Raw genomic sequence first — 24,063 nt, forward strand, 5'->3', positions numbered from 1 at the left:
GCCAGTATGATGATAATTTCGCAAAAGTGTTATAAGTTACACATTTTAGATAATTGATAGTTATAACTAATAATAAATTATTCAATTTCATTTCAAATCGGAATATATATATACTTTTTATATAAAGTAGCTGTAAAATAAATTATTTCTGTAAGTTTGGAGTTCGGTTTACGAATGCGGAAATAACTGGATTATGGGACAAAATCAAACCAGAATTAAAAAAATTCATTTTAAATTAGGGGTGTAATTAGATGAAAATAAACAAAAAGACAACAATTTTTTTTGGGATATTTTTTGTTTTATTTCTGATCACTGCAGGGAATGCGACTGCAGTTCAAGAGGAGGGTACGGAAACTCAGATCACTACCGATACCTCCAGCCAGTTGAATCCCGATATCTATGGTGAACAGATTGTGTGGCAGGATGACCGGAATGGAAACTGGGATATCTACATGTACGACATTTCAAGTTCCACCGAAACTCAAATCACCATCAATGAATCGAATCAGAGCAGTTCTGCTATCTATGGTGAAAGGATTGTGTGGCAGGATGACCGTAATGGAAACTGGGATATCTACATGTATGACATTTCAAGTTCCACCGAAATACAGATCACCACTAATGAATCAAATCAGAGCGGTCCTGCTATTTACGGGAACAGAATAGTCTGGGCTGATGATCGGAATGGGAAATCCGATATCTACATGTATGACATCTCCACTTCTCAGGAAACTCAGATTTCTACCTCCGGATCAGCGTTTGATCCTGAGATCTACAATGATAGAATAGTGTGGGAAGAGTACATAGAATTTGATGGCTTCTACGGTCTCATGGTGTATGACATTTCTACCCAGCAGAAAACTCAAATCGTCGAAACTGTACTCCGCTTCTATCCGCAGTTTTGTGGTTTTTCTATTCACGGTGACAAGATAGTGTACAGTCTTTATCCGTTCGACGACGTTCCTGCTTTTGTCGATATGTATGATTTATCCACTCAGCAAACAGATGGTATCGACTATGGATATACTCCTGACATATATGAAGACAGAATAGTGTGGGAGGGAGGAGTATTTGGTGGTGATCCCGATTGGGGATTCAATCTCATTAACGAAGATATCTACATGTATGACCTTTCCACTCAACAGAAAATTCAAATCACCACTAGCGGAAAAGTTTCCGATCCTGCCATCTATGAAGACAGGATGGTGTGGCAGGATGAACGCAATGGAAACACTGATATTTACATGTTTACCCTTGCTTCGGATGAGGTGCCAGAACTCCCTGTTGCAGACTTCAGCGCCAATATTACAAGCGGCTATGCTCCTCTTTCTGTGCAGTTTACAGACTTGTCTGAAAATGCAACCGAATGGAACTGGGACTTTGGTGACGGAGCTACTTCAATTGAACAAGACCCAGTACATACATACTCTGCATCAGGGACCTATACTGTTAACCTTACAGCAAGCAATTCAAACGGTACAGATTCGAAACTTGTCACAATCAAAGTCCTTACTCCAGATCAGGAAGCCGGAATGTTAACGAAAGTAGCATCTGGTGTCGGGGACAGTTCAAACCCCGTCTGGTCTCCAGATGGGAATGAAATACTGTTCATAAGGGATGATGGGCTATATAAAGTATTTTCAGATGGTTCAGGAGAAATAAGGTTAATCTCTGCAAATGCATCTACAAGTGATAAAATATCTGGTTATTCATGGTCCCCCGATGGTAGTAAAGTCTCATACATAATGAATAGATTTGATTATATGAGTGGGCCTACAAGTGATGTATGGCTAATGAATGCCGATGGAACTGAAAAATTCCAATTGCTTGATACAATAAGGGAAGCGGATATATGTTCCTATTCTTATGCTTGGTTTCCGTCCAGTTCGAAAATAGTCTATTCTTATATGAGTTATTTAGACGGTTGGGGATCCGGTATGAGGGTGATTAACTCAGCCGGGTCCAATAACCAAGACTTTTTCCGAGAAATTTTTGGCGACGATCCTATTAATGGCATGGTTTTTTCGCCTGATGGATCTAAATTAATATATCATTTTACTCCAGATGTTTTTTCACCACCTGAATATGGATACATTTGTTACCTTGGAATTCTGGATTTAGATCAAGGAAGCGTAACTAAGCTACCTGATAAAGAGTCACCTGTATGGTCACCAGATAGTTCAATGATTGGTTACCATTCTAATGGAAATATATACACTATAAAAGCTGATGGAACCGGAGAAACTCAACTTACCTCAGAAGCAGCAAATGAAAATTCTCCTGTTTTTTCACCTGATGGAAGTAAAATTGTATTTTTGTCCGACGAAGCTGGAAATAACGATATACTGGTTATGGATGCAGATGGAAACAACAAAGTGCATTTAACAACAGATACAGCATCCGATGAATATCCAGTGTGGAACCCGGATGGCACAAAAATTGCTTTTTGGTCTGACAGAGAGGGAGATTCCGGAATCTACATCCTTACTCTAAAGACAGGAAGCGATTCGGTTACCAATCTCAAATATACATCCGGCTCCACCTGGATCAACTGGACTTGGACAAACACCTCAGACCCCGATTTCAATCACACTGAAATCTACCTTGACGGCATCTTCCAGACCAGCACCTCTGCCGAATACTTCAACGCCACAGGTCTTGAACCTGAAACAAGCTACACCATCGGTACTCGCACTGTGAACATTAATGGGAATACGAGTGAAATATGGATTAATCAGACTGCGATAACAGAGATGAATGACAATGAGACGGATGAGGATGACGGAACAGGCAATGAAACTGAGGTTCCAGACAACGACTCCGATAATGGGGCTGGCAATGAAACAGACGACGACACTCAGGTTCCAGATAATTGTTCGGCTGAATTAACGCCTCTGGATAATATACAGACTCTCAAGGAATATGTGGAATTTACATACGAATGCCATGTGATGACAAAAACAGGGCTGACTACTCTCCTTGATGCCTCAATGTGTTACTGGGAAAATGGTGAGGATGAAAAAGCCATTTCCATGCTTAAGTCCTTCATCCATCTCGCTGAAAGAATGAAGGAATGCAAGCAGATCTCGGCTGATGAAGCGGATTACATGATAAATGAAGTGAAGAAGATACTCGACCAGATGGATGAAGTAGATGGAACATCCAATGTAACTGGCGAAGTCTGCGATAAAACAAAAACAGTTTGTGAAGAAACCAAACCAGTTTGTGAAGAAACAAAACCAGTTTGTACACCAGTTTGTACACCAGTTTGTACACCAGTTTGTACACCAGTTTGTACAGAAACAAAACCTGTTTGTGAAGAAACAAAACCAGTTTGTAAACCAGTCTGCGAAGAAACAAAACCAGTTTGTGAAGAAACAAAACCAGTTTGTAAACCAGTTTGTGAAGAACCCATACCTGTTTGTGAAAAACCAGATTCCGTTTCTGAACCAGTTTGCGAAAAGCCAGAACCAGTTTGTAAACCAATTTGTACAGAAACAAAACCAGTTTTTGAACCAACCTGCGAAGAACCCAAACCAGTTTCTGAAACCGTTTGCAAAGAACCCAAAGAAGCATTAGAGGCGGAAAAAGAGCCTGACAAACTGGTTTGTACAGAAACTAAAGAAGCATTAGAGGCGGAAAAAGAGCCTGCACCTGTAAAGGAAGAAGAAAAAGTCGGGGCTGAAGCAGCACCTGCATCTGAAAAATCAGAGCCTGCATCTGTAAAGAGAGAAGAAGTAAACCTAAATACTGAAAAAGTAAGTGAAGATAAAGAAGTTAGTGAAGATAAAGAAGTAAGTGAAGATAAAGAAGTAAGTGAAGATAAAGAAGTAAGTGAAGATAATATTGATCAGATAGAGGTAAATTAAGGGTGAGGATTAAAGTTAACGTCATCAGGAGGTGATAACAGAAAACCAGTGACACTGTTTATACATTCATTATTTTTTCTTTGGCATGAAAGTACTGTAATTTGAAAATTACTTTCATTTCTTTGTGCCTGCAATCTGAAGAATTTCATGTTTGTTTTTTGATCTATTATTTTTTGGTTCGTTACACTAATATCTCTTTGATCTAACTTTAAAAATCTACTTTTTGACATATATTCTAATTGATGCTCTATGTAGTCATTATAATGACAATTCCTGCAAAATATGTTATAAAATACCTGTGGTTGCTAATTCACAGTCATAGTTAATAATAAATTATTAGATTTCATTTCAAATCGGAATATATATATTCTTTTTATATGAAGTAACTTTAAAATAAATTTATTCTGTAAATTTGGAGTTCCGTGTGCGACTGCATAAATAACTGGATTCTGGGACAATATAAAACCAGAATTATAAAAAATTCCTTTTAAATTAGGGGTAAAAGAAGATGAAAATAAACAAAAGAACGGCAATTTGTTTTGGGATATTTTTAGTTTTATTTATGATGACAGTAGGGAACGCGGCTGCAGTTCAGGAAGAGGGTATAAGAACCCGGATCATCAGCAATGAAGCAGAACAAGGCAATCCTGATATCGATGGGGACAGGATAGTTTGGCAGGATAGTCGCAATGGAGGAAGCGGATATTCTTGGGATCCCACTGGAAACTGGGATATCTACATGTACGATCTATCCACTTCCACGGAAACTCAGATAACCACCAATAACTCAACTCAAAAACTTCCTGCTATCTACGAGGACAGGATAGTGTGGGAGGACAATCGAAATGGAAACTGGGATATCTACATGTACGATCTATCCACTTCCATGGAAACCCGGATAACCGCCAACGAATCAAATCAAAGTGAACCTGCTATTTACGAGGATAAAATAGTATGGCAGGATGATCGCAACGGGAACTGGGACATTTACATGTACGACCTCTCCACTTCCAAGGAAACCCGGATAACCACCAACGAAACAAATCAGAGTGATCCTGCTATTTACGGGGACAAAATAGTCTGGGTGGATGAAGTGCGGATAGATGATCCGGAAATTGCCGTAGACCCATATTTCTCTATAAACAACTTTATCTGCGTGTATGATCTGTCCACTTCCACGGAAACTCGGCTTCATTCTGGATTAAGGATATGGAATCCCTCAATCTACGGAGACATTATTGTATGGGATGAGGAAGACTCTATAGCAGACAACAACATGGTTGTAATGTATGACCTCTCCGCTTCCAGATTAAATATGATAGCTATTGAAAGAACAGCTTCTCCTGATATCTACAAAGATAGAATAGTGTGGACTCAAGATTTCTGGGATTTTAGAAATCATGTTCTCATGTATAATATTTCCACTTTCACTCAAACCGAGTTGACTGCCGAGGGTGTACATGAGTCGGGTTCTGGCAGTTTACCTGCTATTTACGGGGACAGGATTGTTTGGGTACCCCCCAACGACGGAATCGACAGTGGAATCTACATGTTTACACTTGCTTCTACCGGGTCAACACCTGTTGATAACATTGAAATGGAAGCGGGAACTGAAACGCAGATTACTACAAATGGATCAGATCAATCAAATCCCACTATCTACGGCGACAGGATAGTATGGGCAGATTCCCGAAATGGAAAAAGCATTGATAAATTCGAGTATCCAAGTGAAAGTTGGAATGTCTATATGTATGACCTCTCCGCTCACAAAGAAATTCAGATCACCAATGATAACTCAGACAAACAATCTCATTCTATCTACGAGGACAGGATAGTATGGAACGAGTGGCGAAATGGAAACCCTGAGGTCTACGTTTATAACATCTCTACTTTTAATAAAACCAAAATCGCCGATGGTGTATCAGATCATCCCGTTATCTATAAGGACAGGATAGTGTGGGCAAGCAATAATATCTATATGTACAACCTCTCCACTTCTACGGAAACTCAGATCATAAACGACACATTGTATCATGACTATCCTGCAATCTACGGAGACAGGATTGTATGGACAGAGTCCCGAAACGAAGGTTGGAATGAATATGGGGCTCAAGATGGAAACCTGGATATCTACATGTACGATCTTTCAACTTCCACGGAAACCCAGATAACCACCAATAACTCAACTCAAAGGCTTCCTGCTATCTATGAGGACAGGATAGTATGGGAGGACAAACGGAATGGAAACTGGGATATCTACATGTACAACCTCTCCACTTCCACAGAAACTCAGATAACCACCAATGAATTTAATCAAGAATTCCCTGCGATCTATGGAGACCTGATTGTGTGGGTGGATGACCGCAGTGGCAGACACGATATTTACATGTACAATCTTTCCACTTCCAGAGAAACCCGAATCACTACCAGTGGATCAGTCTGGTTCTATAATAAAGAACTTTATGATCCATTGGGAGTAATTAATGGAGTAGGGCCTGCTATCTACGGAGACAGAATTGTGTGGGAAGATGTACGCAATGGAAACTACGATATCTACATGTTTACCCTTGCTTCGGCTGAAGTGCTTCCTCTGGATGACAATGAAATGGAGGAGGGCAATGGAGCTGGCAATGAAACAGGCAACGGTACTCAGGTTCCTGACAACGACTCCGATAATGGAGCTGGCAATGGAACAGGCAATGAAACTCAGGTTCCAGACAATTGTTCTGCTGAACTAATGCCTCTTGATAATATGCAGGTTCTCAAGGAATATGTGGAATGTACATATGAATGCCATGAAAATACAAAAATAGGGCTGGCCTCTCTCCTTGATACCTCAATGTGTTACTGTGAAAATGGTGAGGATGAAAAAGCCGTTTCCATGCTTAAGTCCTTTATTCATCTAGCTGAAAAAATGAAGGAATGTAAGCAGGTCTCGGTTGATGAAGCGGATTACATGGTCAGGGAAGCAAAGAAAATTATTGATCAGATAGAAGCAAATTAAAGGTGAAGATTTAAGTTAACGTCATAAAGAGGTGATAACAGAAAACCAGTGAGACTGTTTATACATTCATTATTTTTTCTTTTTTGATCTATTAAGGCCAATTCCCCGGCATTTTAAGTAAAACGAAGAAGCTGCAGGGATCAGTCTCCATTTCTTTTTTGAGCTTGAATCAGGAGAGCAAGACGATCAATGAAAATGAGACGGAGAACGAAGGACTGTAAACTGAACAGCAAACTGAAGCAAACTGATAAGGAAAAAACCCAGGCACGCCTGGATTTGAAATGACTTTCAGCGTCGTTGGCTTGCTTACAGTATTTCTGTACAAAAGAACGTAAAAAGCCATAAAAGAAATTAAAAAAATTGCATGGAGTCTAAACATGACTTACAGGCAGTTCTCCTTTTATTCGATACCAGATTAAGCTTCGGTTTTTTATTCAAGATTTAAATCTCTAATCAGTTTGCTATACTCATAATTAACCAGAAGGCATCTTATCAGCTTTTATATGGACCTGGTGTTCCCCCGATAACAAAAAAATAAATATCAACATGAGACTCCTCTCAAAAAAATCGTCAGTCCTCAATTCTTAGAGAACTTCTGAAAATACTACGAAAAAAAGTATTCAATACTGGCTCAAATAGGAATAAATATATTCTTTTCTGCATAATTCTTTTCAGGCCCTAATAAGAAATAGTCATCGTTTCAACCCGTATTCACAGGTTCTGTAAAGACTGATACGCATTTTTTTTCTGCAAATTCAGAACCTCACAGGAAATTCAAAAATCACAGAATTCAGGAGCAGGGTAGGATAAAGTTGAAAAATTCCGTTTTGAATTAAGGGGTAAAAAAATGAAATCTAAAAAAGGTATGACAGTTTATTCTGGAATATTTTTTATTTTATTTATTATGACTATAGGGAATGCAGCTGCAGATCTTGCAGAGGGCGTTGAAACCCGGATCATCAGCAATGAAGCAGCTCAGGAGGCTCCGGATATCTCTGGGAACAGGATAGTGTGGACGGACAATCGGGATGGAGGAGGATGGGATTCCAATCAGCAGCCCGATGGAAACTGGGATATCTACATGTACGACCTTTCTACCTCTACGGAAACCCGGATCACGACCGATGAATCAAATCAGGTGGAACCTGTTATCTATGAGGACAGAATAGTGTGGGCGGATAACCGAAATGGGGGAGGCAGGGATGAATATGGAAAACCCGAGGGGAACTGGGACATCTACATGTACGACCTCTCAACTTCTACCGAAACTCAGATAACTTCCAGCAACTCAACGCAGTGGAAACCGTCAATATACGGAAACAGGATCGTGTGGGAGGATAAGCGTAATGGAAACTCGGATGTCTATATGTATGACCTCTCCACTTCCACGGAAACCAGGATAACCACAGGTGAATCAAATCAGAATGATCCTGCTATCTCTGGGAATAGGATAGTGTGGTCGGATGACCGAAATGAAGGTCTGGATATCTACATGTATGACCTCTCCACTTCCACGGAAACCAGGATAACCTCCGATTCCGGCTCATCCAAAAAACCTGACATATATAATGATCTGATCGTGTATGAAGATGAGGATAGTACAGGCCTCTACGTGATCAATATGTACAGCCTTTCCAGCTCCACGGAAACTCTAATTGCCTCCGGGAGAACAGCTGATCCTGATATACAGGGAAACAGGATAGTGTGGATGGACGGGCGTAACTACGAAGACTCTAACACTGAGATATATATGTACGACCTCTCAACTTCTACGGAAATTCAGGTAACCACCGATAATTCATTACAGGGGAAGCCTGCTATCTACGGGGACAGGATAGTGTGGGAGGATTGGCGCAATGGAAACCATGATATTTACATGTTTGCCGTTTCAGGAGAGGGACCGGAACAACCTGTCGCAGATTTCATTTCCAATGTCACAGGCGGCTATGCTCCACTTCCTGTCCTGTTTACCGACCTTTCGCAAAAAGCAATCAGAAGGAGCTGGGACTTTAACAATGACGGAATTTCTGACGCTACTGACGACTCCCTGGTTTATGTGTTTACAGATGAAGGCACCTATACCGTTAATCTTACTGCAATCAATGAAAACGGGACCGCTTCGAAACAGGCCACAATAACTGTTTCCAGTGCAGAAGAAGAACACCGCAGCAGCAGTGGAGGAAGCAGCAGTGGTGGAGGAGGTGGTGGTTCCCCAGAACCTGCAAAAAATGTTGAGGTAAAGGAACTTGCACAGGTCTTCATTACAAATGGCAAAGAGGTCAAGTTTGATTTTACGAAGAATGCAACCTGTGTCGTATACGTGAGCTTTGATGCAAAGAAGACCGTGGGAAAAACCACAACGATTGTTGAGGAATTAAAAAATAAGTCCGCACTTGTTTCCGAACTGCCTGCCGGTGAGTTGTATAAGTCTTTTAATGTCTGGGTTGGAAACGGGGGGTACGCAACCTCGACAAATCTAGAAAACCCGGAAATATGCTTCAAGGTTGAAAAGGTATGGATACAGGATAAAAAGATTGACCAATCCTCCATTATCCTCAACAGGTACAGCGATGAAAAATGGGAACAACTACCAGCCAGTCTGTCAGGTGAAGATGACAAATACCTGTATTTCACAGCCAAAACCCGGGAATTTGCTTCCTTTGCAATAATGGGAGATGCAAAAAACACTAAGGAAGAAAAAGAAACGGGAATAAAATCTGAATCACTGACAGGAATAATTGATGAAAACGATACTGAGAATAGAGGACTGGAAACCGAAAAGCAAACTGAACAGGAAAAAAGTCAGAGTACACCTGGCTTTGAAATAATTTACGGAATAGCCTGCATGTTTGGAGTATTCGTGGGTAAAAGAAAATAAAGAAAAATCATAAAGAGCACGGCTTCAAAGCAGCAAATTTTATACTACCCGGAAATATAGGCTTATAACTAACCCAAAGGCTCTTTATAAGCTGCTTATGTTTTCGGGAGTTATTTCTTTTCGACCTTCTCTTCTTTTAGCATCTTTTTTGCAATGATAAAGACCACAAATGCAATTATTATGAAATTTATCAGTTCCCCGAGAAAAGGTCCCCAACTTATTACTATGGGCCCGATTGCAAGGGTTGCAGTCTTCCAGGCCCCACCAGGGATAAAAGGTGTGATGATCGGCATGACGATGTTATCCACAAAAGATTTTATAAAAGCAGTGGATGCGATACCCATGATCAAAGCAATTGCCAGCGGAATTACCTTGTATTCATAAAGAAACTCTTTAAACTCGCTCAGAAATCCCATAATTATCCTCCCTATAAATGATACAATATGACTTGCCAATGTGAGTTTTTAATAAGGTAAGAAGCAGTGATCTGAAACAATGATACAAAACAGGGATTAATGGTTGGAAATCCTGAATTAAGGCAAAATATGGGTGATTATCAAAAAGTAAATGTTGGAAATCAGAAATAAAGGATACACCCAGTAAACTATTGTGCTTATTGGCATGGGATCGTTTTTAGTTGACATTCAAAATGAATTCCATGATCCATTATAACTTTTTTTCGGGTTATAATAATTATTTATTAATGTTCTGGATTCAGGGTTTGGAACCTGGGTTATTCGGAACTACTGGAAGATCCAAATAATTTAAATACAATCAATTCTTTCTGGTTAGAAATCAAACCATATAAAATCAAACAAATAATTGTTTAAAACAGTCACAAAAAACGTTTTGTGCTAACTTTCACATCTTATTTGCAGAAATTTACAGGTCGAATATTCTTACTTTACGCAGAAGGCTGCAAAAACGCCATCTGTTTTCTCAATCAAACTGTATTTTAAATATGCATCTTCTTCCCTTGATATTTCACGGGATTCTTCCCGAACCTGTGCGGTTCAGGTTTTGTTAAAGAAAACTCATAAACTCAATCTTTCCCATAAAAAACATATCAGGTCCTGTCATGCAAAACATACTCTCAGTCAAATCTCTTACAAAGAAATTCGATGATTTTACGGCTGTAAAAGACATCAGTTTTGATGTTGAAACAGGTTCTATCTTTGCTTTTCTTGGTCCAAACGGGGCAGGCAAGTCAACGACCATTAAAATGCTCACAACAGTCCTGAAGCCCACGTCAGGGGAAATCAGCATCAATGGGTTCAATGTGCTTAAAGAACAGGACAAGGCCCGTGCATCTTTCGGAATCGTTTTTCAGGACCATAGCCTTGATGAAGAGCTTACAGCTTACGAAAACATGGTCTATCATGCAGTCGTCTACAAAGTGCCTAAAAAAGAAAGGGCAGAAAGAATCCAGAAAGCCCTGGAGATTGTCGGGCTCTGGGACCGGCGGGAAGATTACGTTAAAAAGTATTCCGGCGGCATGAAGCGCAGGCTTGAGATTGCCCGAGCGCTTGTCCATTACCCGAAAATTCTTTTCCTCGATGAACCCACTGTGGGGCTTGACCCCCAGACTCGAAACTCCATCTGGACCCATATCAAAAAACTGAATGAAGAAAGAAAAATGACAATTTTCCTGACCACCCACTATATGGAAGAAGCCGAGTCGATTGCGGACCAGATTGCAATCATTGACCACGGAAAAATAATCGAATCCGGCACAGTAGAAGAAATCAGGAAACGGACAGAAACCGAATCCTTAGAAGAAGCTTTTCTGAAACTGACAGGCAGGGATCTCCGTGATGAGAATAATGAAACTGGAAATAAAATGAGAACTATTCGCGGTATGGGAAGGAGGAACCGGCATTGATTGAGGTAATCTACATCCTCTGGCTCAGACAGCTCAAACATTACTGGCGCTCGAAATCCAGGCTGCTGGGCTCTCTCGGACAGCCCCTCCTCTTCATGATCACGTTCGGATTCGGGTTCGGTCCTATGTATAGCAGAGCCAGTGGAGGGGCAAACTACATGGACTTCCTTGCTCCGGGAATAGTTTCCATGGCAATTCTCTTTACGGCTATCTTTTCAGGTCTGGAGGTAATCTGGGACCGGCAGTTCGGTTTTCTTAAAGAGACTCTTGTAGCTCCGATCTCAAGGACAGAGATCATGCTCGGAAAAACCCTTGGAGGTGCAACTATAGCCATGATCCAGGGCCTGATCGTGCTTAGCCTGACCTATCTGCTCGGGTTCAGGATTCCCAGCCTCTTTAGCCTTGGGCTGGGGTTGATTTTCATGGCCCTGATAGCCATCTTCTTTACGGGCCTCGGTCTTGCCATAGCCTCAAAAATGAAAGATATGCACGGCTTTCAGCTGATTATGAACTTCCTGATCATGCCTATCTTTTTCCTGTCAGGAGCCCTCTTCCCCCTTGAAAACCTGCCCCCCGCAATTTATTTCATAAGCAGGATTGATCCCCTTACCTACGGTGTTGACGGCCTGAGGGGAGCCATTGCCGGGATGAGTACGTTTGGCATCTACAACGACCTGGCAATAATAGGTGTATTAGCAACCCTTGTCTGCGCGATCGGAGCAGTGCTGTTTTCGAAGCTCGAGGCGTAAGCGCCTCCTTCCTTCCAGAAAATATGGGTTTAAAAACTCGAAGTTCCTTTTGAAATTAAGGTATTACATAACATCAAAGTACTATTTATGGCGTTAATGTATTATCTTATATCATTGTAGTATTAATTAATACTTTCAAACTGTGTGTCTAATTAGTTGCGTCTAATTAGTTGTGTCTAATTAATTGTGTCTAATTAGTTGTATCTAATTAATTATAGTGTGATAAAATGAGGCAGTGCAGATGATGGATATTATTGAATTTTTAGCCATGGGATCATTTCTTGGCCTTGCTGCAGGAATGTCTCCGGGCCCCCTGCTGGCTGTCACTATTTCTGAAACTCTGCAGCACGGCAAATGGGAAGGAATAAAGGTTGCAATATCTCCTTTGATTACGGACCTGCCAATAATTTTAGCTGTACTGTTTGTTCTCTCACATCTGACAAATTCTGATTTTTTTATAGGGATCATTGCGTTTTTTGGGGCCTCATATCTGATTTATTCAGGAATCGAATCGCTGAAAATCAAAACGGACAGCGTTGAATTAAATGTAGAAAAGAAAGATGCCCTTAAAAAAGGAGTTATCGTTAACTTCGGGAACCCGCACCCTTATGTCTTCTGGCTATCCATAGGCGGGCCGATAATTTATAAGAGCTTTAGCACTCATGTATGGGCTACAATCTTATTCATAGCCGGTTTCTATATCTTTCTTGTAGGCTCAAAGGTAGTTGTTGCATTGATCGTAGAGAAATCAAAATATTTTATTAACAGCAAGTATTACTTTTCTATCATTCGTGTTCTGGGGATTGCACAGATTGTTTTTGGATTGACTTTTATTAAAGTGGGTCTGGATTCGTTGAATATAATTTGAAACAAAAACCGGCAAGAATGCAAAGAAAAGGGTGCAAACAAATAGAATAAACATTTATAAGCATTAATTTTTCAGCATTAAGTTTTTCTGAAAATTAGCTAAGAAGTAGATGGTAGGGTTTTGAGTCCCTATTCTCAAGCCCTACCTGCGATCCAACCCATGATTAAGAGGAAACCCTATTACCCTTAATCTGTAAATCTATGACAGCATCAATATATATATCATAATTGATACGAAAAATTGGTCTTTATTTTAAACTTTAATATAATTAAATAATTATATTATATTGAAAATTTTAATGTCGTTGAAAATAACAGAAAATGTATAAGAAAAGCGTTATAGTGAGCTTGAAACTTTTTACGTCAAACTATTTTTTGCTTGAAAATAATTTTTTGTATAATTAATTTAATATAACTCATTCTATTATTATATTATGGAGTTGGGAAGTAAGAGGGGATAATCTACCACATAAAAGAACCTCCTGGGGGTTGCTGATCTTTCTTCGAATCAATGTTTGGGGAAGCATAGTATTCGAAGAGACTGTATTGGGGAATACAGTAGATACAGCGCCTCTGGGTTTCTTCTTAAGCTAATTTTTCTGCTGTTTTTCACCGTCTGTTTTTTGATCATTTCAATTTCGATTAAACCTTTTTGTGCACTGTCTGTTTTTTGGCTTTTTGCTGTGACCTGGTATAGAAAACAAATTGAAGGGAATCAAAGGTTAAAAGGTTTCACCACACGCTTGGATTATATTCAAACTCGAGCTCATCAACCTTCTCTGCAGGAAGGCCCAGTTTTTCAAACATCTCCTTAAACACTGCCCTGTATTCCTCTTCAGGGATCTTTTTTCCAGCGCTGGCTCTGTGCATTAAAATATCTGCACTTACAGATCCAGAACTGCTCACATCAAGAGTATATCTGTTGAAGTTATGGCTGGTGCTGACGGAAAATTCGGGGATAATGTAAGCTATATATCCTATTTTCTTTCCATCTCTGTAGAATTCTTCATCATTCCACATGCCAGAGTTAACAACAGTGTTCGTACTGCTCTGATTCAGGTAGGCATAAATTACCGGAAAATCTACACTTTCGTTTGTCGAAATGTGTACATACTGCTTTGCTCCCTCAAGCTTGAGCCTTTCAAGGAACTCTTGGGAGCCAGTTTCGTTCAGCCCTAAACTCCTCCCGAGCATTTCAAGCATCCATGAATCATCCGGAAAATCGGATACATCAGAATGACTGGGATTACAGAGTGTGATGACCGTTTCTGGACTTTCATATTTGCAAAACTCAAGGTAAGTATATTTATTGTAGTAAAGCTCAACTCTGTGCACCATGTAAACGTCCTTAAACCTCTCCTCAAGGGCCTCAACACTCCCGGGTTCTATCAGATTTGACTTGGCATCGCCACCTATGTCATATCCTGAGTCTTCTGCTTTTGCAAGCACCGAATCATAATCAATTGGTCCTATATATACATCATTTCCGTAATAAGAAGCCTGATCCGAAAGGATCAACACTGCAGCAAACCCCCCATACAAAAGTACAATTAAACTCACAGGGATCAGTAATATATATAGTAAAATTTTGAAGTTTTGATCCATATTCCAAACCTCTAATTTTCCAAACCTCTGATTTTCCAAACCTCTGATTTTATCTCATTCAGCAGGATACCCTTACTTAAAAATCCGGTATTAGGGGGAAGCTTTAGAATTCCTTATTCAAGGGCGGTTAAATTTCACCCACATATGGGTGGATAATATCTCTTCCAGCTTTTATCAATAGTTAGTCTGTTCTTTTATATTTTGTGATTATTTGAGGGTTTGCCAAAATTATTTTTATATCACCTTGTTTTGAACACAAAAGAGTATGTCCAAAGTCACTCAACGCAATCAATGAAAGGAATGATAAGTAAAAGTTCGTTTACCCCTATACTCTTTATAATGCCCCCAATCGAAGCCCAAAAGAAGTTTGTTGAATTTGCCAAACGAGTAGAAAGAATCACAATATCTCAACAACAGTCCTCCCTTGAAATCAAAAATCTCTTCGACTTCCTCATGCAGAAAGCCTTCACAGGGGAACTGGTCTCATAAATGTGAAGTCTTAAGAAAACTGAATCATAAACAACTGGCTCGAAATTATGAGTTCTGAATTCTGATCCGTACAACCTTATTAGCTATTCCGTGTCGTTTTTGTCACGGCAGCGTTGCGGCTCTGCAGTGCGCTGTCCTTTTCGCTGCGCTCAAGAGGACTACTTGATGGATTTAGCAGTGAACTTGGCTCAGGGGACTAAATTATGGATGTTAATCCTAAAGACTGTGCTCAAGAGGACCAATTTAGAAGTTATATTAGTGAGCTTCACTAGATCAAGCGGGCTGAATAACAAATATTCATGATCCGTACAACCGTAATTAGCCGTATCGTGTCGTTCCTGTCACGCTCGACACAGGAGAGCGGCTTTCAGACAAAAAAGAAGAAGAAAAGAGAAAGAGAAAAAGAAAGAGCCACAAAACAGCTAAATAAATCTGGAAGGCTTAAAAATCTTTATTAAGGTGTAAAAGCTCTTTTTAATGGCTTTTTTTGAAAGGCCGGTCGCCTGCGACCGGTGAGAGTGCGGGGTGCTGAAAACTGGAAATCACTGATAGCATCTGCGGGCTAAAAAAAGCATGAAATCGGAACCTAGCAGAATTAGAATCCAAAACCAAAATTGAGTTAAAATAAGGAATTAATTTACTAAAAAAGACATTTTAGTATTTTTTGGAGTGATCCATAGGGTCTGGTCCAATTTTATGTAATTTAGTTCTGTACTCAGTTAATTTACTACTTATTTAAGTTATTACCCATTTAAGTTACTTAGTCAAGTTATTACTTAGTCAAGTTATTACTTAGTCAAGTTATTACTTAGTCAAGTTATTACTTAGTCAAGTTATTACTTATTTAAGTTATTACTTAGTCAAGTTATTACTTAGTCAAGTTACTACTTATTTAAGTTATTACCCATTTAAGTCACTTAGTCAAGTTATTACTTATTTAAGTCACATATCTTCTTTGTACGTCTTCTTCATACATCGGGACTGACCCTATGGACCAATTGTATATATGTAAGTAATAGTATAAAAAAGCAACGACTGTAAAATCATTTTGTAGCAGTACTGCCACTTAATATCCACAACAAAGCACAACATTTAAAATCCAATGCCCGAAACTAACGCTTCAAAACAGGTTAACAACAGGTGATCACATGAGACTCCCACCCGAAAAAAAGTCAAAAATAGACGCCCTCTGGGACAGGTTCTGGAGCGGGGGGCTGTCCAACCCTTTGCAGTCCATTGAGCAGATGTCGTACCTCATTTTCATGAAAAGGCTTGAGGATATGGACGTGCTGGAGCAGAGGCGGGCGAATGCGACCGGACAGGCTTATGTTTCTATCTTTGAGGGGCATGAGGAGTGCAGGTGGTCGGAATGGAAGCACAAACCGGCTGAGGAGATGATGAAGCACGTCAGGGATATTGTGTTTCCGTTTATCAAGAATATTCATGATGGGGAGAAGACGCTTTTTTCGCAGCACATGAAGGACGCCGTGTTCATGGTCCCGAAGCCGTCTCTTGTGCAGGAAGCGGTAGGGATCATTGACGAGCTCGACATTTCAGGGCAGAGTTCTGACGTGCAGGGAGACATTTACGAATATCTCCTGAGCCAGCTTGCAACCGCAGGGAAGAACGGACAGTTCAGGACTCCGAGGCACATAATCAGGATGATCGTTGAACTTGTTGACCCTGATATCAATGGCAGGATCTGCGACCCCGCGTGCGGGACGGCGGGTTTCCTGTTTACGGCTTACAGGTATATTCTCAGAAAATACACAAGTCCTGACATGGTCATTGAAGACGAGGAAGGGGACTGGCACAACCTGATCGGGGACCACATAACCGAGCAGAAGGCATGGGACAAGCTGCATAAGGACAGCTTCTACGGCTTCGATTTTGACTCGACAATGGTCAGGATTGCACTCATGAACATGGTCCTGCACGGGATAAGGGCTCCTCATATCGAACCTACTGACACGCTCTCAAACCAGTACAGCGGAGAAGAAGAGTTTACAGTCATCCTGGCAAATCCGCCCTTCAAGGGGAGCATTGATAAAAACGACATCAACGACAGGCTGACCCTTGGGACCACAAAGACCGAGCTTCTTTTCGTAGAGAAAATGATAAGGCTGCTTGAAATCGGCGGGAAGTGCGGAGTAATCGTACCTGATGGCGTGCTCTTCGGAAGCTCGAATGCTCACAAAGACCTCCGGAAGCTCCTGCTCGAAAAATGCCAGATCGAAGGGATAGTTTCCATGCCTTCAGGCGTTTTCAAGCCCTATGCAGGCGTTTCTACTGCAGTGCTCATCTTCACAAAAGGCGGAAACACGGAAAAGGTCTGGTTCTATGACATGGATGCAGATGGGTATTCCCTGGACGATAAAAGGACGCCGGTAGACAGAAAAGGAGATATTCCGGACATTATCGAGCGGTTCAGAAAACGCAGAGAGGAAAACCCGACCGACAGGAAAGGGAAATGCTTCTACGTACCAGCGGACGAAATCAAAGCTAACAATTACGATCTTTCAATTTCCAGGTACAAAGAGATCGAGTATGAAGAAGTCAGGTACGAAAAGCCTGAGGTTATAATAGAGAAAATAGAGGAACTTGAAGGAAAAATCCTGGAAAATATTGACGAATTGAAATTGCTGCTCAACGAAGATGAATCTTACAGGTGATAATGTTTGATAGAACTGAACGCAGAAAATGTCTACAATTATCTTATCACCATCGCAAATAGTCAAAAAAATACAATAACATATGGGAAGATGGAAGAAAAATGTGGACTTGAGCATAACCCACAGAATTTGCAGCAACTTACAGACATATTAAACCTTATAGTTGTATACAACAAACTGAAAGGCGAACCTTTTCTGTCTGTACTTGTTGTAAATAAACATGGGATACCCGGAAATGGATTTTTCAGAACGCTGAATTTCGTTGATGTTGATGTGGACGACAAAATTGATTTTTTCGTAAAAGAGATCCAGATGATAAGAGCTCATAAATGGGAAAAATGGAATTGGATTAGAAATTAAGAGCAAAACGGATTAAACGTGTATATAAACATGTATAAGCAGTGTTTCATAAATCTTATAACATGTATAAGCAGTGTTTCATAAATCTTATAGGATATTATAGTGTATATACTGTGTATAAATTTAAACTGGAATTTATATGGTCATTAAAGATTTTTTCCCGCATGGGGAATTCAGGGGCTATCAAGAACACGTTTTAGATAAAATTCAGGAAGGCCTTGATAGGGGAAAAATAAATTTTATAATTCAGGCTCCAACAGGTTCGGGAAAAACGGCACTGTCTATAGCAATTGCCAGATATTTTGAAAGTGCCTATATCTGCACCAATCAAAAATCCCTCCAGAAACAATACATTGAAGATTACCCTCAGTACGTAAATGAAGTAACCGGAAGAGGTAACTGGATTTGTAAATCATTGCAAGAAATGGGAGAGAAAAAGGAAGACGGGTCTAATTACCCGTGCTCTGAAGGCCTTTGTAAACTTTCCATAGATGAGGATGATGATGAAGACAGCGAAAATAAAAAGCATGAGTTTTTGGATAAATTAGACCAGATACCGGAATGTGACAGAAAACCATTTAAATGTGATCTGGACTACAAAGAATTAAAGGATGAAAATACTCTTTTTGCAGGCTTCTCTTCCAGTAGAGGTGGGCTTTACTGGAAAACTGAGGAGCCGGAGAGATGCGAGTATTATGTCCAGAAAATGAAAGGGTTAAACTCGCCAATTACAATTTTTAATTACAATTATTTTTTAATAGAATCCAATTACGTAGGCGACTTTGGGGAACGGGAAGTCTTAATCGCTGACGAGGGGCATAACATAGACTTCCAGATAGCGAACTTCATTAAATTCACATTTTCGAATAAGAATTTCAAATTCCTTCCCGATTCTAACTTTCCAGACCTCGGTAACATAGAGCTTACAATGAAGGAAAAGCTGGAAGTATATGCTTTCTGGCTGGAGAATATTAAGAAAACAATTCCTGAAGAAATAGCAAAAGAACTTCTCAATCTGGAAAAATTAAATTATCCTGAGAAAGAGCTTCACAGGATTGTAAAAATTATCCGGAATAACGTCGATAGCAGAATTGAGGATTTAATTGACGTTTGCAAATCAAGGTTAAAAAAAGAAAAATATGAAAATGAAGATAATATTCCATCCCTGGTTGCCAGATCACAAAAAGACCAGAGTGAAAAACCAAAATATGAAGCCCAGCTCAGGGTAGAGAGACTCAATAAATTAGTAAACCTGTATGGTAAAATAGCGAGATTTTTGTTAGAATACTGGAAAAACCCATCTAACTGGATAATAGATATTAAAGAAAAAGAAAAAGATAAGGAAATTGAATCCGTTAATTTCAGGCCTATTTTCATTAACGAATACGCTGAAGGCAAATTTTTCAGGTTTGGAAAAATCCGTGTAATAATGTCTGCTACTATCCTGGATTGTTCTTATTTTGCCGGAAATATGGGGCTTGACCCTGAAGACACGGTTTTTATCCCAATTCCTCCCACATTCCCCCCGGAAAACCATGGAGTATATCACCTTTCCATAGGCAAACTGAATTTTGAAAACTTAGTCCTGAATAACGATCGGATTTTGTGGGCTAACCTGGTACTGGCTGTAGATGTCATTTTATCGCTGTTCCCGAAGTATAAAGGGATCATTCACACCTCAAATTCCGACATATCCAAACACTTAAAATCACATTGTAAAGAAGGGCACTCCCGAATTTTAACACACAACCAGCACAATAGATTGGAAGTTCTGAACCACCATATAAAATCCCCTGAACCCACCGTGCTTTGCACCCCTTCCATGACAGAGGGGGTAGACCTTGCAGATGACTCCTCCAGGTTTCAAATTTTGATTAAAGTCCCGTATCCGGATATAAGCGATCTTTATATCTCAATAAGAAAGGACACAGACAAATTTTTTTATAAATACAAAACTGCTATTTCAGTGTGCCAGAGTATTGGAAGGTCTATAAGATCGGAAGAAGACTGGGCTTACACATTTACCCTGGATTCGAGATTCCCTAAATATATTTCAGACAATAGAACCTTGATAAATGAATCTGTGAACTTTTACGAGAAAAGAATTCTTGATTTTCCTTCAGAAAAGTCAATACAAAAATTGAAGAGAGAAATATTTCGGAATTTACCTTTTTGAAAGAACATTATACCAGGACCTCATGAGACTCCCACCCGAAAAAAATCAAGCCTGGAAACGTTATAACTAAGCAATTATTTTCAACCTACTCGAAAAACGAAGAACCGTCTTCTTTATTTATGTCCCCGGAATATTCGCGGTATACTACGTATTTGCCATTTGCCTTTTTTATGCATCTGACTCCAAGCCCACTCTTTTTCAACATGGCTTTTCTTTTCTCGGCATCGGATTTTTCAAGCCCGAAGTAACTTTGCTCGTCGAGCATGTACATTTTACCGTTAAATTCTCTGAAGGTTTTATGCATTGTTACCAGAATCACATGGTTTTTGAGGATATATAAGCTGTCAAAATAAAAATGTCACTAGTTTTGTCGCCATCACTGGCACTTATGGTTGGAGGGATACTGGCTTCACAGCGGGCTTCCTGAAGTATAAGGTATACGATGCCAACACAACTCTGATTCAAAAAACGAGTTCAATGAAGCATATTTTAAGTTTTGGTTTTTGATCTTGAGGATTTGCTTTTGAATTACAATTTATATTAGATCTGCACATATTATGAGATTAATTTTATATATGCTTCACTTCTTTAAACTGCTGGGCAGATTGAACCTCTTTCCTAAAAAGAGATCCTGGAATAGATCATAGAAGAGATCCTGGAATATATCCTGGAATAGATCATGGGATTTAGACTCTGATTAAAGTGGCAGTGCTTTTAGAAAAGTTTTTAAATTTTATAATGAAACACTTATGTGCGATTAAACGTAAATTTTTTAATTTATTTTTGATAGGTGGAGAAGGGCAAAATGGAAGAAAAACTAAGAAATTCTGGTATTGATATTATTGGGGATGTGCCCTGGGGAACTCATTTTTGCCAATTCTACCAGACAAAAAAAGACTTGATGGATATACTTGTTCCTTATTTTAAAGCAGGGCTGGAAAATAATGAATTTTGCATCTGGATTACTTCACAACCTCTGGAAGTAGAGGAGGCAAAAGAAGCCCTTAGAAAAGCTGTTCCTGATTTTGATGTTTATCTGGGGAGAGGACAAATAGAGATTTTCCCCCACACTAACGGGTACATAAATGAGGGTGTTTTCGATTCGGAGAAGGTCATAAGCGGATGGAATGAAAAACTAAATCAGGCTCTGGAAAAGGGTTATGAGGGGCTGAGGGCAACGGGGGACACCTGCTGGCTGGAAAACGAAGGTTGGAGTGATTTCGTTAATTATGAGAATAAGATAGATTCTGTCATTGAAAAACATCAGATGATAGCTTTGTGCCCCTATCATCTTGACATGCGCAATGCAACTGAAATTCTTGATATTGCTTTGAACCACCAGTTCTCTTTGATCAAAAGGGCAGGAAAATGGGATAAGATCGAAAATTCCGGAAGGAGACGGGCGGAAGAAGCCGCTGTTAAGGCTGCAAAAGACTGGGAGCAAACATTTGACGCCGTGCCAGACCTTATAGTCATAATTGACAATGACTGTCGGATTGTTCGTGCAAATAGAGCCATGGCAGCAAGGTTGGGAATAACAAAAGAAGAGTGTGTAGGCTTGAGTTGCTATAGTGCTATGCACTGGATGGACGAAAAGCCCTATTTTTGTCCGCATAAACGGGTGCTTGATGATGGACTTGAATACCTTACAGAAGTTCACGAAGAGGTTCTGGGCGGGGATTTCGTATTAAGTGTCTCGCCAATATATGATCCGGATGGGAAAATCACCGGGTGTGTTCATGTTGCCCGTGAAATCACAGAGAGAAAGCTGGCGGAGGAGGCATTGCGCCAGAGCAAAGAGCGTGAACGGGCTCACTCGGATGAACTGGCAGTAGTATTGGATGCCGTGCCTGCCGCTGTGTGGATAACACACGATCCCTGGGCGCTTCAGATCACCGGGAATTGGCTTTCCTATGAATGGCTCAGACTTCCCGAAGGTGCAAACGCGTCCAAATCCGCTCCTGAGGGGGAGAGACCCGAAACGTTTAGAATGTTCAAAGACGGACTGGAACTCAAACCTGAAGAAATGCCAGTGCAGATGTCGGCTGGGGGGAAAGAAATACGCAACTACGAGTTCGATATTGTCTATCTTGACGATACGGTGAGACACGTATTGGGTAACGCCAGCCCCTTGCGTGACAAGCAAGGAAACCCAACAGGGTCAATTTCTGCGTTCATAGATATCACAGAGCGCAAAAAAGCAGAAGAAGCTCTAAAAAAAGCACATGAAAGTTTAGAAGAAACAGTTAAAGCACGCACGTTTGAGCTTGAAGAAGCTTATAAGGCATTAATAGAAAATGAGAAAAGACTCTCCGAAGCTCAAAAAATGGCTCACCTTGGAAATTGGGAGTGGAATACGTTAACTAATGAATTATACTGGTCTGATGAAATTTATCAGATTTTTGGACTTGAACCTCAAGAATCATGCACAACTTATGATTCATTTTTAAATTGTGTGCATCCAGAAGATATCTATTATGTAAAGAGTACTGTCATAGAAGCCTTAAAAGGGAAACCCTATAGCATTGATCACCGGATTATCTTAACTAATAACGAAGAACGTATAGTTCATGAGCAGGGTGAAGTTATTTTTGATGAGGATAATAACCCTATTCTGATGAAGGGAACAGTTCAGGATATTACTGAGCGTAAGAAAGCTGAAGAAGCCCTGGAAAAAATGGAGAAAATCCGAATAAAAGAAATTCACCACAGAATCAAAAATAATCTGCAGATAATATCTTCCCTGCTGGATCTGCAGGCCGAAAAATTCCGGGGTGAAGATGTGCTTGAAGCTTTCAAGGAAAGTCAGAACCGTGTACTTTCAATGTCCCTGATCCATGAAGAACTCTACAAAGGGGAGGGAACTGGTGCACTGGACTTTTCGGCATACCTCCAAAAGTTAGCTGAAAAACTTTTCAAGACTTACAGCCTCAGTGGTAAAAATATCCACCTGTATATGGATCTGGAAGAAAGTACATTCTTTGACATGGATATTGCAGTTCCACTGGGTATAATTGTGAATGAGCTTGTTTCCAATTCTCTCAAACATGCATTTCCTGAAAAAGAAGGAGAAATTCGAATCCAGCTTCGAAGGGAAGAAAAGAAGAATGAAGTAAATAGATCCTTTTTCAGCCTGATAATTTCAGATAACGGTATAGGAATTCCTGAAGACGTAGAATTAGAAAGTTTTGAATCACTTGGACTGAAGTTAGTAAACACTCTTGTTGACCAGCTTGATGGAAAAATCGAACTTATACGAGCACAGGGGTTGGAATTCAAAATTACCTTCAACGTAACGGAAAGATCACAAATCTCAGGAGTTATTGAGTAGAAAAATCCACATCATATGAACCAAATCAGAGACAGTATTAAAATTTCAACTTTAATTTGTCGGATAAGTCAAGGGGATTACTCCCCCCTTCTCTCCTAAGAACCGTACGTGAAAGTCTCCCTTCATACGGCTCAAGCATTTTCTAACCCTTTCTGTATTGGGCGACAGTTATTAGTTCACA

14 protein-coding genes and 2 pseudogenes are annotated in these 24,063 nt (G+C 40.0%); 13 read left to right on the forward strand and 3 right to left on the reverse strand.

The window, feature by feature from the left end; all coding sequences use genetic code 11:
• Window positions 1-251: 251 nt before the first annotated feature.
• The 4 genes and pseudogenes from PHF18_RS02685 to PHF18_RS18035 all read left to right on the forward strand — a co-directional run bounded on the left by PHF18_RS02685 (window position 252) and on the right by PHF18_RS18035 (window position 9,751).
• Window positions 252-3,869 (forward strand): PKD domain-containing protein, encoded by a 3,618-nt coding sequence (locus tag PHF18_RS02685; RefSeq protein ID WP_300097958.1) that lies wholly within the window; start codon window positions 252-254, stop codon window positions 3,867-3,869.
• A gap of 562 nt (window positions 3,870-4,431) precedes the next feature.
• Window positions 4,432-6,873 (forward strand): hypothetical protein, encoded by a 2,442-nt coding sequence (locus tag PHF18_RS02690; RefSeq protein WP_300097961.1) that lies wholly within the window; start codon window positions 4,432-4,434, stop codon window positions 6,871-6,873.
• Window positions 6,874-7,142: 269 nt separating this feature from the next.
• Window positions 7,143-7,208 (forward strand): annotated as a pseudogene (locus PHF18_RS18030) (PGF-CTERM sorting domain-containing protein); the annotation flags it as partial.
• A 512-nt stretch (window positions 7,209-7,720) separates the two neighbouring features.
• Window positions 7,721-9,751, forward strand: coding sequence for a PGF-pre-PGF domain-containing protein (locus PHF18_RS18035; RefSeq protein ID WP_367279130.1), 2,031 nt, complete (start codon window positions 7,721-7,723; stop codon window positions 9,749-9,751).
• Between the two features lie 110 nt (window positions 9,752-9,861).
• Here the strand turns inward: PHF18_RS18035 and PHF18_RS02705 are convergent, their stop codons facing one another.
• Window positions 9,862-10,167: an MscL family protein gene (locus PHF18_RS02705; protein ID WP_300097963.1), complete on the reverse strand. Its 306-nt coding sequence runs from the start codon at window positions 10,165-10,167 to the stop codon at window positions 9,862-9,864.
• Window positions 10,168-10,829: 662 nt separating this feature from the next.
• Here PHF18_RS02705 and PHF18_RS02710 point away from each other — a divergent pair.
• The 3 genes from PHF18_RS02710 (at window position 10,830) to PHF18_RS02720 (ending at window position 13,250) form a co-directional block, all read left to right on the forward strand.
• On the forward strand, window positions 10,830-11,633 hold the full coding sequence (locus PHF18_RS02710; protein ID WP_300097966.1) for an ABC transporter ATP-binding protein: 804 nt from the start codon (window positions 10,830-10,832) through the stop codon (window positions 11,631-11,633).
• On the forward strand, window positions 11,630-12,382 hold the full coding sequence (locus PHF18_RS02715) for an ABC transporter permease (RefSeq protein ID WP_300097968.1): 753 nt from the start codon (window positions 11,630-11,632) through the stop codon (window positions 12,380-12,382). The genes PHF18_RS02710 and PHF18_RS02715 overlap by 4 nt, the downstream gene beginning before the upstream one ends.
• 241 nt (window positions 12,383-12,623) lie before the next feature.
• Window positions 12,624-13,250: a LysE family translocator gene (locus PHF18_RS02720; protein WP_300097971.1), complete on the forward strand. Its 627-nt coding sequence runs from the start codon at window positions 12,624-12,626 to the stop codon at window positions 13,248-13,250.
• A gap of 731 nt (window positions 13,251-13,981) precedes the next feature.
• Here the strand turns inward: PHF18_RS02720 and PHF18_RS02725 are convergent.
• The gene (locus PHF18_RS02725) at window positions 13,982-14,809 is read right to left on the reverse strand and encodes a hypothetical protein (RefSeq protein WP_300097973.1); all 828 of its coding nucleotides are present in this window, start codon (window positions 14,807-14,809) and stop codon (window positions 13,982-13,984) included.
• Window positions 14,810-15,073: 264 nt separating this feature from the next.
• Here PHF18_RS02725 and PHF18_RS02730 point away from each other — a divergent pair, with 264 nt between their 5' ends.
• The 5 genes and pseudogenes from PHF18_RS02730 (at window position 15,074) to PHF18_RS02745 (ending at window position 20,551) form a co-directional block, all read left to right on the forward strand.
• Window positions 15,074-15,343 (forward strand): restriction endonuclease subunit S, encoded by a 270-nt coding sequence (locus tag PHF18_RS02730; protein ID WP_300097976.1) that lies wholly within the window; start codon window positions 15,074-15,076, stop codon window positions 15,341-15,343.
• 1,148 nt (window positions 15,344-16,491) lie between these two features.
• Window positions 16,492-18,015, forward strand: a complete 1,524-nt coding sequence (locus PHF18_RS02735) for a class I SAM-dependent DNA methyltransferase (protein ID WP_300097979.1) — start codon at window positions 16,492-16,494, stop codon at window positions 18,013-18,015.
• A gap of 6 nt (window positions 18,016-18,021) precedes the next feature.
• Entirely contained in the window at window positions 18,022-18,375 is a 354-nt protein-coding gene (locus PHF18_RS02740; RefSeq protein WP_300097981.1) for a hypothetical protein, read from the forward strand.
• 139 nt (window positions 18,376-18,514) lie between these two features.
• Window positions 18,515-18,787, forward strand: a pseudogene (locus tag PHF18_RS18040) (DEAD/DEAH box helicase family protein); the annotation flags it as partial.
• 12 nt (window positions 18,788-18,799) lie between these two features.
• Window positions 18,800-20,551, forward strand: a complete 1,752-nt coding sequence (locus PHF18_RS02745; RefSeq protein WP_367279131.1) for a helicase C-terminal domain-containing protein — start codon at window positions 18,800-18,802, stop codon at window positions 20,549-20,551.
• An 85-nt stretch (window positions 20,552-20,636) separates the two neighbouring features.
• Here PHF18_RS02745 and PHF18_RS02750 read toward each other — a convergent pair whose 3' ends face one another.
• Window positions 20,637-20,870 carry a hypothetical protein gene (locus tag PHF18_RS02750; protein WP_300097987.1) on the reverse strand — a complete coding sequence of 78 codons (234 nt, stop codon included), beginning with the start codon at window positions 20,868-20,870 and terminating at the stop codon, window positions 20,637-20,639.
• A gap of 486 nt (window positions 20,871-21,356) precedes the next feature.
• Between PHF18_RS02750 and PHF18_RS02755 the strand changes: the two genes are divergently transcribed.
• Window positions 21,357-23,882 carry an MEDS domain-containing protein gene (locus tag PHF18_RS02755; RefSeq protein WP_300097990.1) on the forward strand — a complete coding sequence of 842 codons (2,526 nt, stop codon included), beginning with the start codon at window positions 21,357-21,359 and terminating at the stop codon, window positions 23,880-23,882.
• The last annotated feature ends 181 nt before the right edge of the window (window positions 23,883-24,063 follow it).

It is taken from the genome of Methanosarcina sp., from assembly GCF_028693135.1.
GTDB lineage: Archaea > Halobacteriota > Methanosarcinia > Methanosarcinales > Methanosarcinaceae > Methanosarcina.

What these genes read in the sequence shown, in the direction of transcription:
- PHF18_RS02690 (WP_300097961.1), top strand. Translation starts at nt 4,432, where the DNA reads ATGATGACAGTAGGGAACGCGGCTGCAGTTCAGGAAGAGGGTATAAGA.
- PHF18_RS02745 (WP_367279131.1), top strand. Translation starts at nt 18,800, where the DNA reads ATGGGAGAGAAAAAGGAAGACGGGTCTAATTACCCGTGCTCTGAAGGC.
- PHF18_RS18035 (WP_367279130.1), top strand. Translation starts at nt 7,721, where the DNA reads ATGAAATCTAAAAAAGGTATGACAGTTTATTCTGGAATATTTTTTATT.
- PHF18_RS02735 (WP_300097979.1), top strand. Translation starts at nt 16,492, where the DNA reads ATGAGACTCCCACCCGAAAAAAAGTCAAAAATAGACGCCCTCTGGGAC.
- PHF18_RS02710 (WP_300097966.1), top strand. Translation starts at nt 10,830, where the DNA reads ATGCAAAACATACTCTCAGTCAAATCTCTTACAAAGAAATTCGATGAT.
- PHF18_RS02705 (WP_300097963.1), bottom strand. Translation starts at nt 10,167, where the DNA reads ATGGGATTTCTGAGCGAGTTTAAAGAGTTTCTTTATGAATACAAGGTA.
- PHF18_RS02755 (WP_300097990.1), top strand. Translation starts at nt 21,357, where the DNA reads ATGGAAGAAAAACTAAGAAATTCTGGTATTGATATTATTGGGGATGTG.
- PHF18_RS02720 (WP_300097971.1), top strand. Translation starts at nt 12,624, where the DNA reads ATGATGGATATTATTGAATTTTTAGCCATGGGATCATTTCTTGGCCTT.
- PHF18_RS02685 (WP_300097958.1), top strand. Translation starts at nt 252, where the DNA reads ATGAAAATAAACAAAAAGACAACAATTTTTTTTGGGATATTTTTTGTT.